At 63.5% G+C, this 11,857-nt stretch carries 11 protein-coding genes; 3 read left to right on the top strand and 8 right to left on the bottom strand.

All coding sequences use genetic code 11. The features are described from left to right. The first annotated feature begins 241 nt into the window (after positions 1-241). Both NYR54_RS11390 and pssA read left to right on the top strand, forming a co-directional pair. Entirely contained in the window at positions 242-940 is a 699-nt protein-coding gene (locus tag NYR54_RS11390) for a phosphatidylserine decarboxylase (RefSeq protein ID WP_261515774.1), read from the top strand. Continuing rightward, positions 937-1,752 carry a CDP-diacylglycerol--serine O-phosphatidyltransferase gene (pssA, locus tag NYR54_RS11385; protein ID WP_261515773.1) on the top strand — a complete coding sequence of 272 codons (816 nt, stop codon included), beginning with the start codon at positions 937-939 and terminating at the stop codon, positions 1,750-1,752. The genes NYR54_RS11390 and pssA overlap by 4 nt, the downstream gene beginning before the upstream one ends. An 18-nt stretch (positions 1,753-1,770) precedes the next feature. Here pssA and NYR54_RS11380 read toward each other — a convergent pair whose 3' ends face one another. Next, the gene (locus NYR54_RS11380; protein WP_261515772.1) at positions 1,771-2,511 is read right to left on the bottom strand and encodes a 2-acyl-glycerophospho-ethanolamine acyltransferase; all 741 of its coding nucleotides are present in this window, start codon (positions 2,509-2,511) and stop codon (positions 1,771-1,773) included. A 171-nt stretch (positions 2,512-2,682) separates the two neighbouring features. Next, positions 2,683-3,429 (bottom strand): SDR family NAD(P)-dependent oxidoreductase, encoded by a 747-nt coding sequence (locus tag NYR54_RS11375; RefSeq protein WP_261515771.1) that lies wholly within the window; start codon positions 3,427-3,429, stop codon positions 2,683-2,685. Between the two features lie 177 nt (positions 3,430-3,606). Here NYR54_RS11375 and sugE point away from each other — a divergent pair, with 177 nt between their 5' ends. Continuing rightward, the gene (sugE, locus tag NYR54_RS11370) at positions 3,607-3,924 is read left to right on the top strand and encodes a quaternary ammonium compound efflux SMR transporter SugE (RefSeq protein WP_261515770.1); all 318 of its coding nucleotides are present in this window, start codon (positions 3,607-3,609) and stop codon (positions 3,922-3,924) included. Positions 3,925-3,930: 6 nt separating this feature from the next. Here sugE and purF read toward each other — a convergent pair whose 3' ends face one another. The 6 genes from purF to NYR54_RS11340 form a co-directional block, all read right to left on the bottom strand. Further along, positions 3,931-5,400 (bottom strand): amidophosphoribosyltransferase, encoded by a 1,470-nt coding sequence (gene purF, locus NYR54_RS11365; protein ID WP_261515769.1) that lies wholly within the window; start codon positions 5,398-5,400, stop codon positions 3,931-3,933. A gap of 53 nt (positions 5,401-5,453) precedes the next feature. Continuing rightward, positions 5,454-5,993 (bottom strand): CvpA family protein, encoded by a 540-nt coding sequence (locus NYR54_RS11360; protein WP_261515768.1) that lies wholly within the window; start codon positions 5,991-5,993, stop codon positions 5,454-5,456. Between the two features lie 66 nt (positions 5,994-6,059). Then, positions 6,060-7,451, bottom strand: a complete 1,392-nt coding sequence (gene radA, locus NYR54_RS11355; protein WP_261515767.1) for a DNA repair protein RadA — start codon at positions 7,449-7,451, stop codon at positions 6,060-6,062. A 91-nt stretch (positions 7,452-7,542) separates the two neighbouring features. Beyond that, a complete protein-coding gene (alr, locus tag NYR54_RS11350; protein ID WP_261515766.1) occupies positions 7,543-8,658 on the bottom strand; it encodes an alanine racemase in 1,116 nt (371 codons plus the stop codon). Positions 8,659-8,717: 59 nt separating this feature from the next. Further along, positions 8,718-10,208, bottom strand: coding sequence for a replicative DNA helicase (locus tag NYR54_RS11345; RefSeq protein ID WP_261515764.1), 1,491 nt, complete (start codon positions 10,206-10,208; stop codon positions 8,718-8,720). Between the two features lie 235 nt (positions 10,209-10,443). Further along, on the bottom strand, positions 10,444-11,697 hold the full coding sequence (locus NYR54_RS11340; RefSeq protein ID WP_261515763.1) for a cyclopropane fatty acid synthase: 1,254 nt from the start codon (positions 11,695-11,697) through the stop codon (positions 10,444-10,446). Positions 11,698-11,857: the final 160 nt, after the last annotated feature.

The following is an 11,857-nucleotide window of genomic DNA, read 5'->3' as shown; positions in this document are numbered from 1 at the left end:
TTGTCGCACCGACAGACGGGATTTGCAGAAACCCATGATCACGTTTTATGTCTTATTGAAATGAACTTGCGAGTGCGTATCTGACGCGTCTAACCGCGAGCGGAAAACCGCCGCCTTCGTGGTTCCTCAGGTGCAGGCGCGGAAAGGCAATGAACAGGGGTTATCGGCCGCCGCGTTGCAGGCTGCCGGGCTTTCCGATAGGAAGTCGGCTCTGACAGATCGCCTAGGGCGTGCAGAAGAGATGAGTCTCGCAGACACGATCAGAAAAACGTTCGTGCCCATCCACCGGGAGGGCTACCGCTTCATCGCCGGTTTCGTTATCGGTTCGATCCTCCTTGGTATCCTTTGGGAGCCGTTTTTCTGGATCGGCCTTCTGCTGACGGCTTGGTGCGCCTACTTCTTCCGCGATCCGCCCCGGGTGACGCCTGTGGACGACCGGCTCGTCATTGCCCCGGCAGACGGGGTGGTTTCGGCCGTAGGGCCCGCAACCCCGCCGCCGGAACTCGGACTCGACGGTGCGGACAGGATGCGGGTCTCCATCTTCATGGATGTCTTTTCCTGCCACATAAACCGCGCGCCGGTCAGGGGACGCATCTCGCTGATAGAATATCGGCCCGGGCGGTTCCTGAACGCGGATCTCGACAAGGCAAGCGCCGAGAACGAGCGCAACGGTCTGGTTATCGAAAGTCCGCACGGTCCAGTCGCCGTGGTGCAGATTGCCGGTCTCGTGGCCCGGCGCATCCTTTGCTGGGCCGAGGCGCCGAGTGAGATTGCGGTGGGAGAGCGCTTCGGCCTCATCCGTTTCGGCTCCCGCGTGGATGTCTATCTGCCGGCCGGGGCGCGCCCCCGTGTCGCGGTGGGTCAGACCGCCGTTGGTGGCGAGACGATCATCGCCGAATTCGGCAGTGACGCGCCCCCGCCCTTGGTTCGCGTCTCATGAACGGCCCGTTTCCGCCATTTGAGCCTCATGGTGGCGGCGGGCCGCGCATACGCGAGATTCCGCTGCGGCTGATGGTGCCCAATTTCGTCACGATACTTGCCATCTGCGCGGGGCTGTCGGGCATTCGCCTTGCCTTCGAGCATCAGATCGAAACCGCCGTAATCATGGTGCTCTTTGCCGCGTTTCTCGACGCGATCGATGGGCGTCTCGCGCGCATGCTGAAAGCAACCTCGAAATTCGGCGCGGAGATGGATTCGCTTGCCGATATCGTCAATTTCGGCGCCGCCCCGGCAATGGTGCTCTATGCCTATCTGCTCGACCGGGCAGGAGCCATCGGCTGGATCGCCGCGTTGCTGTTTGCGATTGCATGCGCGCTCCGGCTTGCCCGCTTCAACGTCATGCTGAACGACGACAGCCGTCCAGCCTGGCAGGGGGACTATTTCGTCGGCGTGCCGGCGCCCGCCGGCGCGGGGCTGGTCATGCTGCCGATCTATCTCGGTTTTCTGGGGCTTGCTCCCAATCGCATGGTGGCGTTCGGCGCGTGCGTCTATACGGTGGTCATTGCGTTTCTGATGGTGAGCCGCCTGCCGGTCTACTCGGGCAAGGTTTCCGGCAACCGGGTGCGCCGCGAACTCGCCGTCCCGCTGATGCTGGCGCTTGTCTTCTACACGTTGCTTCTGGCGAGCTATACGTGGTTAACACTGGCCGTTTCGGCGGTGGCCTATCTCATCTTCCTGGGCTTCAGCGTGCGCGCCTATTCACGCCGCGCCGCGCGCGAGGAAGCGGCGGCGAAGGTGGCGGAAGAGGGCTGACGGCGAGGTCTCTACCCTCTACGCCGCGATGCGGCTGTCTCCTTCTTCGTGGTCGCCATCCTCTTTTCTGGCGACCGAACGCCGCACGGCGATCATGCGGTCGAAGAAGGCGTTGGCGCCAAGCGGCTTCTCTCCCTCGGCGCTCGCCACCATCTCAGCAATGGTCTGCGGCTCGAGTGTGAGGATTGAAAGGCGGGGTGCGAGCCGGCGTCCCTCCTTTTCCGGCGCAAGCGAAAAGAATGTCCGCCCGGCGCCGTCCACATGGATGGGCACGATGCGCGCCTCCGCATTCTGGGCTATGCGCGCGATCGCGCGGAAAAGGCGGAAGGCTTTGGGGTCGGGCGCCTCGTCATCAGGCAGATAAACCGCAAGCCGCCCTCCGCCGCGCAGACGGCGGACCAGCCTGCGGCTAACGAAGACGTGACGCGCGTTGAAGACGATGGTCCGCGCCAGCGCCCGCCAGGGGTCCAGCCACCACGCCCGCGCCGAATCCTCGTCGAGGATGTGCAGCGTATCGGCTGGCAGCAGCGACAGCATCAGCGCCGGCTCCAGGCGTGACTGATGCCATACCGCATATATGATCGGCGGCTGCGCCGCCCGCGCGACCAGCATCGGACGATCCTTGACGCGAAAGAGCACCTTCAGCGGCACATAGAGCATGGCCTGATGCAGGCCGATGCCCAGCCGCAGGATGACATAGAGCGCGGCAAGCAGCCATAGGGCCAGAATTACGGCTACGAGCGCAATGGCCGTCAGCATTCCGTTCCTCTCCTCACCGGGACCTATCCCGCAGCGTTTCCGTCGTCAGCAAACTGATCGGAACCATCCCTATCGGGTGGCAGACCCCTTTCCCCGGTACGGCTTCTTTCGGCCGTTGCTGCCGGCAGGGTAACGGAAGACAGGATGAGGTCAATCGAGTAATGAAAGCATTTATTCAGGCAGCCGGTAGCGCAGGAACCGGCCGCGGCGCACATCGAAAATCAGGCCCGTCTCCTGAAGGTCGGGGCTCGCCAGCGGCAGGATCTTTTCGGCCACCTCGGAAGGATGGGGCAGCGTGGCCGGGTCTTCCCCCGGCATGGCCTGCGCCCGCATGGCGGTGCGGGTGGCGCCGGGGTTCACCGCGTTGACGCGGAGCGGCATATTCTTTGTCTCGTCCGCCCAAGAGCGCACCAGCGCCTCCACCGCAGCCTTGGATGCGGCATACGGCCCCCAGAAGGCACGTGCCGAGTGAGCGGCACCCGACGACATGACGATCGCGCGCCCCGCATCGGACGCCCTCAGCAGCGGATCGACAGAGCGGATGAGCCGCCAGACGGAGATAACATTGATCTCCATCACTTTTTCGAAAACCCTGGCCTCGACATGCCCGATAGGGGAAATCACGCCCAGAATGCCGGCATTGGCGACCATGATGTCGAGCTTGCCCCACCGCTCGTGAATGGCGCCACCCAGCCGGTCGATACCTGCCATGTCGGCGAGATCGAGCGGAACCAGCGTGGCCTCGCCGCCTAGGGCCTTGATTTCGTCATCCAGCTCCTCCAGCCCGCCCACGGTACGCGCGACGGCGATGACGTGAGCTCCGGCGGCGGCCAGTCCTTTGGCGAGGAAATAGCCGATGCCGCGGGAAGCTCCGGTAACGAGTGCAATGCGGCCGGCAAGATCAGGCATAGCAGGCATAATATCCTTCAGACTTGGCTTCGTCGCGGCGGTGATAGTATGAAACGCGCTGCGGCGAAACCCGTTTCGCCTATCAGGCGCGGAGCGGTCAACTGCCAGCTTCCGCGGCGCGGGGACGGCCCCGCGCATTTCCCCTCCAGATGAGGACGGCCTCATCGGCTCTGATTGGAGACTGGCATGGCGTGGATTGCCTTGTTTGCCGCGGGTCTGTTCGAGGTCGGCTGGGCGGTCGGGCTGAAATATACGGACGGCTTCACCCGCCCATGGCCGACCCTGGCCACCGTGGCCTCAATGGTCATCAGCCTGGGGCTGCTCGGGGTAGCGCTCAAGTCCCTGCCGCTCGGCACGGCCTATGCCGTGTGGACGGGCATAGGAACGCTCGGCACCGTGGTGCTCGGCATTCTGCTGTTCGGTGAATCGGCGGAGGCTCTTCGCCTCGCCTGCATCGGGCTCATCCTGGCGGGAATCGTGGGCCTGAAGCTGATTACGCCGTAAGGCCCGTCACTGCCCTCCTGCCAGCAGCGAGAGCTGGCGCACATTGTCGCTTCCATGCCTGTCGGTGAGCTGCGTGGGATATTCGGCGGTGAAACAGGCATCGCAAAACTGCGGGGCGTCCCCGTTGCGTCCGGCTTCTCCGACCGCCCGGTAAAGGCCATCGATCGACAGGAAGCCAAGAGAGTCGACCCGGATGAACTCGGCCATCTCCTCGATCGACATGCGCGAGGCGAGGAGCTTGGCGGTGGAGGGAGTGTCCACGCCGTAGAAGCAGGAGGCCCGCGTGGGCGGAGAGGCGATCCGCATGTGGACCTCCTTGGCGCCGGCGTCGCGCACCATCTGGACGATCTTCTGGCTGGTCGTGCCGCGCACGATGGAGTCGTCCACCAGCACCACCCGCTTACCCTCAATCGAGCGGCGGTTGGCGTTGTGCTTCAGCCTCACGCCCATATGGCGGATGGAATCGGTCGGCTGGATGAAGGTGCGGCCCACATAATGGTTGCGGATGATGCCGAGTTCGAAGGGAAGCCCCGCAGCCTGGGCAAAGCCGATGGCCGCCGGGGTGCCGGAATCCGGCACAGGCACCACGATATCCGCCTCCACCGGATTCTCGCGCGCAAGCTCAGCGCCAATCCTTTTGCGCACCTCGTAGACATTGCGGCCCTCCACTGAGGAGTCAGGCCGGGCGAAATAGATATACTCGAAGATGCAGAAGCGCGGGCGTTGAGGCTCGAAGGGGAAGAAGCTTTCGATACCTTCCTCCGTCACCACGATCATCTCGCCGGGTGCCACGTCGCGGACGAAGCGCGCACCGATAATGTCGAGCGCGCAGGTCTCCGAGGCGAAGATATAGGCCCCGTCGAGATCTCCCAGCACCAGCGGGCGGATGCCGAGCGGGTCGCGGCAGCCAATCATCTTCTTCGAGGTGAGCGCGACGAGAGAGAAGGCCCCTTCCAGCTGGCGCACTGCATCGATGAAGCGGGCGTTGAGATGGGTTTCCTTGCTGGTCGCCACCAGATGCAGGATGGTCTCCGTGTCGGAGGTGGAAGAAAAGATCGCGCCGTCCTTCTGAAGACGCCGCTGCACCGTCATGGCATTGGTGATGTTGCCGTTGTGCGCGATGGCAAGCCCGCCTTCGGCAAGCTCGGCGAAAAAGGGCTGCACGTTGCGCAGGCCGGAGCCGCCGGTGGTCGAATAGCGCGTGTGCCCAATGGCGCGCGCACCCTTCAGCCTCTCCAGAACGGCAGGCTTGGTGAAGGTGTCGCCTATCAGCCCGATATGGCGCTCGACGTGAAACTGGCTGCCGTCGAAGGAGACAATACCCGCAGCCTCCTGGCCGCGGTGCTGCAGCGCATGAAGGCCGAGCGTGGCGATCGCTGCCGCGTCCTGGCGTCCGAAGATGCCGAATACGCCGCATTCGTCATGGAAATGATCGTCGGCTTCGCCTGAGGGAGGCAGATTGTCGTCTGTCGCCATAATGGCCGCGCCTCGTGTCTGTCGCTTACTTGCGTCTCGGCCCTTGAGCCGCGTCAGTTGCCCGTCTCGACCTCTTGCGCTGAATCGGGTGTCAGACGGTCAAGGATCGAAGTTTCGGGATCTTCCGGCAACAGCTCCTGAAGCCACTTTCCGACGCCTTCCAGCAGCGGACGCGACTTGGCCTCGGCGATCCAGCTCGGCATGCTGGAGCCCAGGAGCCAGTTGAGGAACAGAAGCGCCACGGCAACCACCAGCACGCCGCGCGCCGCCCCGTACAGAAAGCCCAACGTCCTGTCGAGCGCGCCGATGCGCGAGTCGACGATGAAATCGGCGAGCTTCATCGTGATGATCGTCACGACGATGAGCACGACGAAAAAGACCGCCGCAGCGGCCACTGCCAGCGCGATCGTCGCATTGCCTATATAGGGCGTCACATAGGGCAGAACCAAGGGGTAGAGGAAGTAGGCAGCGATCGCTGCAATCACCCACGAGGCGATGGACAGAATCTCGCGGGAGAAGCCGCGCACCATCGCCAGCATCGCGGATACGAGCGTGAAGCCGATGAGAATTCCGTCAAGCAGCGTGATCGGCATTGTGACCCATTTTCCCTTACGCCGCATTCCCCCGCGCGGTTCCCGGGCGCCCGGCGACCATTTCCCTCATTCTCTTGCCGTCCTCGATCCTGCGATCCGGGCAACAAGATCCGCCAGCGCTTCCGGCCGATACGCATTCGCCGCGATGCCGGTGCCAAGCTCCTCGTTTCCCTGCGGCATGACGGCCTTGGTAAACCCCAATTTTTCGGCTTCCCTAAGACGGCTTGCCGCATGCCCAACCGGGCGGACGGCGCCCGAAAGGCTGATTTCGCCGAAATAGACGCAATCGGCGGGCAGGGCAAGTCCGCACAGAGAGGAGACGAGGGCCGCGGCAACCGCCACATCGGCAGCCGGTTCGGAGATGCGATAGCCGCCCGCGACGTTGAGATAGACGTCGTGGGTGGACAGCCGCACGCCGCAATGAGCCTCGAGAACCGCAAGCACCATGGAGAGCCGCGACGTATCCCAGCCCACAACGGTGCGCCGTGGCGTACCGAGCGGGGAGGGGGCCACCAGCGCCTGAATCTCCACAAGCACCGGGCGCGTACCCTCCATGCCGGCAAAGACAGCCGCGCCAGGTGCAGCCGCGCTGCGCTCGCCCAGGAACAGTTCGGACGGGTTGGGCACTTCACTCAGGCCCTTGTCACCCATCTCGAAGACGCCGATCTCGTCCGTCGGCCCGAAGCGGTTCTTCACCGTGCGCAGGATGCGATAATGGTGGCCGCCTTCGCCCTCGAAATAGAGCACGGCGTCGACCATGTGCTCGACAACCCGGGGACCGGCGATCTGCCCTTCCTTCGTCACGTGGCCGACAAGCACGATGGCCGCGCCCGTCGACTTGGCATAGCGGATCATGGCCTGGGCCGAGGCGCGCACTTGGGTCACGGTGCCGGGCGCGGATTCGGCGGTTTCGGTCCAAAGCGTCTGGATGGAATCGAGGATGACGAGATCGGGCCGCCTGCCTTCGCCGATGGTGGCCAGGATGTTTTCCACATTGGTCTCGGCGGCAAGTTCCACCGGTGTTTCGGCCACGCGCAGCCGCTGCGCGCGCAGACGGATTTGCGCCACCGCCTCCTCGCCCGAAACATAGACGATGCGATACCCGCGTGATGCCAGCGCTGCGGCGGCCTGTGTAAGCAGGGTGGACTTGCCGATGCCGGGGTCGCCGCCCACCAGGATTGCCGATCCGCGCACGAACCCGCCGCCGGTGACACGGTCGAGTTCACCGATGCCGGTGATGATGCGCGGAGCGTCCTCGATCTCGCCGGACAGTGTCGTCAGCGCCACAGGTCGGCCGGGGCGCGCCTTGCGCAGCGATTGCGGTCCGCCGCCGATACCGCCTACGGTGCCTTCCTCGACAAGCGTGTTCCACTCGCCGCAGCCTTCGCACTTGCCGGCCCAGCGCGCATGCGCCGTGCCGCAATTCTGGCAGACGAACTGGAAACGCGGCTTTGCCATCAGCACTGAGTCCCGATGGGCCTCCCATGCGGCACGTGCCGGAAGCCAGTGGCACCGGACAGGCGGAACAAGAGGAAGAGGGGCGGCTTACTCAAACCTCCCCTCCCACATAATCCCTGTGATACCGCCGTCCGAGGGATGTCAGCAGCTCGTAGGAAATCGTGCCTGCCGCCTCGGCCACTTCGTCGATCGGCATGTTGGGGCCGAAGAGCTCGATATGATCGCCCACCGCTACCGCGTCGGGTCCGAGGTCGGTCACGTCGAAGAGGGTAAGGTCCATGGTGATGCGGCCTAACACCGGCACCCGCCGGCCATGGATGAATCCGGCGGCACCGGAATGCGCGCCGGGCGCCTGCCGCAACGGCACGCCCGCGCCTGACGCTGAGCGCGGATACCCGTCGGCATAGCCTACAGAGCATACGGCAATGATGGTATCGCGGGTCACCTCCGTGGCGCCGTAGCTGACGGCCTCGCCTGCCGCGATGCGGCGGACCTGCGCCACGCGCGCCTCGGCCGTCACCACAGGCCGCATCGGGTTCGGCTTGCCGCTCACCGGACGGCCGCCATAGAGGGCGATGCCGCAGCGGGTGAGGTCGCACAGGAAATCGCCGCCAAGAAAGATGCCGCCGGAATTCGCCAGACTTGATTCGCTTTGTGGGAAAAGCGCCCGAAGTGCCTGAAAAGATTCGAGCTGCCGCCGGTTCATCGCGTGATCCGGCTGGTCGGTGCAGGCCAGATGGCTCAGGACTAGAAGCGGGCTTAGCGCGCCCGTCAGAGCGTTGTCCTCGGCAAGCGCCTTCGCCCGCTCCGCAGTAAGCCCGAGCCGGTTCATGCCCGTATCCACATGGATGGCGCAGGGGCGGGGCTGTTCGCCGTCCCAGCCATGCGCTTCCCAGATGGAGATGTCGCTCTGGGAGTTGAGGACGGGAATCAGCCGCGCTTCACGGTAGGCGCTTGCGGCCTCCGTGCCGAAGAGCCCATTGAAGACGAAAATGTGCGCCTCCGGCAGTACCGAGCGCAGGGTCAACCCTTCCTGAGGCATGGCCACGAAGAAGTGGCGGCAGCCGGCTGCCCACAAAGCGCGGGAAACGGGCTCGATGCCAAGCCCGTAGGCATCTGCCTTGACCACGGCGGCAGCCTTTGCAGGCCGCGATCGCTCCGCAAGCAACCGGTAATTGGCCACGAGCGCAGAAAGGTCGATGGTCAACCTCCCGCCCGCCAAAGGCGGCGGCGGGCCCGCGCTTTTCGTCGTGGGATCGTATGGCACTAGTCGAAACGCTCCGGCAGGTGCGAGTCCTCGGCCAGATCGAAGAAGCGGGTGAACTCGCCCTGGAAGCCTAGATTGACCGTGCCCGTGGGGCCGTGACGCTGTTTTGCGATAATGACCTCGGCCTTACCGCGCACCTGTTCCATCTCTGCTTCCCATTTCAGATGCTCGTCCGTGCCGGGTTTGGGCTCACGGTTCTTAAGATAATATTCCTCGCGATAGACGAAAAGAACTACGTCGGCATCCTGCTCGATGGAGCCGGATTCGCGTAGGTCCGCGAGCTGCGGGCGCTTGTCGTCGCGGTTTTCCACCTGACGCGAGAGCTGCGAGAGCGCGATGATCGGGACGTTGAGCTCCTTGGCAAGCGCCTTGAGACCGGTCGTGATCTCCGTGATCTCCTGCACCCGGTTTTCGCTCGCACGCCGCGAGGAGCCCGTCATGAGCTGCACATAGTCGATGACGATTACGTCGAGGCCGCGCTGGCGCTTCAGCCGCCGGGCGCGGGCGGCAAGCTGGGCGATGGAGATGCCGCCCGTCTGGTCGATGAAGAGCGGAATCTTCTGCATCATCTGCGCGCAGCCCACCAGCTTCTCAAAATCCGCCTCGGTGATCTCGCCGCGTCTGATCTTGGAGGAGGGGATTTCCGTTTGCTCGGAGATGATGCGGGTTGCGAGCTGCTCCGACGACATTTCGAGGGAGAAGAAGCCGACCACGCCGCCGTTCTTGGCCTTGAAGGTACCGTCCGCCTGCTGCACCGGCTCATAGGAGGAGGCGATGTTGAAGGCGATGTTGGTGGCGAGCGACGTCTTGCCCATGCCGGGACGCCCGGCGATGATGATGAGGTCGGAAGGCTGCAGACCGCCCATGCGCCGGTCAAGATCGCGCAGGCCGGTCGCGATTCCGGAAAGATGGCCGTCGCGCATAAAGGCGGCGTTGGCCATGTCGATCGCGGTCTTAGTGGCGTCCCCGAAGCTCTCGAAACCGCCATCATAGCGCCCGGTTTCCGCAAGCTCGAACAGGCGCCGTTCGGCGTCCTCGATCTGATCGGCCGGAGACATGTCCACCGGCGCATCGAAGGCGATGTTGACCATGTCCTCGCCGACCGTGATCAGCGCACGGCGGATCGCCAGATCATAAATGGCCCGGCCATAGTCGGCGGCGTTGATGACGGTCACAGCTTCCGCCGCAAGGCGGGCAAGATATTGCGCGACCGTGAGCTCGCCCACCTTCTCTTCTGCAGGCAGGAATGTCTTCATCGTCACCGGATTGGCGATCTTGCCCATCCGGATGAACTCGCCCGCCACCTCGTAGATCTTGCGGTGCAGAGGCTCGTAGAAGTGGTTGGGCTTGAGGAAATCCGACACCCGGTAAAAGGCGTCGTTGTTGACGAGAATGGCCCCAAGAAGCGCCTGCTCGGCTTCGATATTGTTGGGCGGTTCGCGGTAAAGCGGTTTTTCCGCCGGGTTCAGCTTGCGGATTACGTCGGCCATTCGCTATCCGTTGTCGTTACCGGCTGCCGGAAACCGCCAAGGCGAATCCGACACCCCCCAGATACGTTTCTGTGTAGCCTGTCACACCTCCCGGTGTAAGCCCACCTGCGGCGCGGGCCGAATCAAACCACGCAATGCACACTATTCACACGGATGGCCCTCGCGCCAACTGATTCCGCGCGCAATCGAACTTCTCCGCTTGACAGCGAATCAGTTGCAGATGGGGGAAATATTCCTATTCCGCCGCGTGAGTAAAGGCTTTCCGCCCGCCGGGCGCAGCAAGCTGCCTTTCGACCTCGGAGATGTAGTCGCGCGTCAAAGGCAGCGTGTCGCGCTTCTTGGCAATCTGGATCTGGAAGTTCACCATGTCCTGCCAGCGGAAGGCTGCCTCCGAACCGGCGAGATAGAACTCCCACATGCGCGCGAAACGTTCGTCATAGATTTCCACCGCTTTCTCGCGGTTGGCCATGAAGCGCTCGCGCCAATGCTTCAGCGTCTCCGCGTAATGCAGCCTCAGCACCTCAATGTCGGTTACGATCAGGCCGGCCTTTTCGATGGCCGGCAAAATCTCCGACAAGGCGGGAATGTAGCCGCCTGGGAAGATGTATTTGCGGATAAAGGCATTGGTGACGGAGGGACCGGACGTGCGGCCGATCGTGTGCAGGAGCATGACACCGTCGTCGGTCAGCAACTGCGCGCACTTGTCGAAGAATGTGCGGTAGTGGTTGACGCCCACATGCTCGAACATGCCGACGGAGACGATGCGGTCGAAGGGGCCCTTGAGCGCGCGGTAGTCCGCGATCTCGAAGCGGGCCTTGTCGGCGAGCATCGCCTCTTCGGCTCGCCTGCAGGAGACGGCGTGCTGCTCCTCCGAAAGCGTGACGCCGAGCACATTCGCATCGAAAAGACGGGCTATTTCGAGGCCGAGGCCTCCCCAGCCGGAACCGATGTCGAGCACCTTTTGGCCCGGCTCGAGCGCGAGCTTGGCCATGATGTGGCGCTTCTTGGCGCGCTGGGCCTCCTCGAGTGAAATGTCCGGCTCCGGAAAATAGGCGCAGGAATATTGCATGTCCTCATCGAGGAACAGCCGATAAAGCTCGCCCGACAGGTCGTAGTGATGCGCGACGTTGCGCTTGGACCGGCCAGCCGGATTGAACTGATAGACTCTGCGGAAGAGATAGCGGATCCCCTCGCCAAACTTCATGACGAGCGCTTCTTTGCCGCCGCGTTCGAGATTCTGATAGGCAATCTTGAGGAGGGCGAGCACGTCGCCTTGCTCGAAACCGAGCTCCCCGTCCATGTAGGCTTCCGGCACCGCTAGCATAGGGTCCAGCGCTATCCGGCGCTCAGCATGCTTGGTACGGAGAACGACGTGCACGGGATCGCCCGAACCGTCTCCAAAGCGATGCACCTGGCCGCTGGCGTCGGTGATCGTCAATGATCCTGTCTGCACAAGGCGTGAGACAAAACTGCGCAACAAAGGATTCATCGCTGCCCCGCTTTGTTGAGATTATGATTATGTAACAGATGCTGCGCCGTTGAAAGAGGTGGCGGAGCGGCACCGCCCTGTCCCAAAGACTGCCGTAAGGCCAGCTTCCTGCGGGCTTTCGCGGCGAGCGGGCAGGGCGCCGCCTTCTGGTTCAATCTTT

Origin of the sequence: Chelativorans petroleitrophicus, assembly GCF_025398195.1 — a bacterium.
Classification (GTDB): domain Bacteria; phylum Pseudomonadota; class Alphaproteobacteria; order Rhizobiales; family Rhizobiaceae; genus Chelativorans; species Chelativorans petroleitrophicus.
This window is presented reverse-complemented; position numbering and strand designations above follow the sequence as displayed.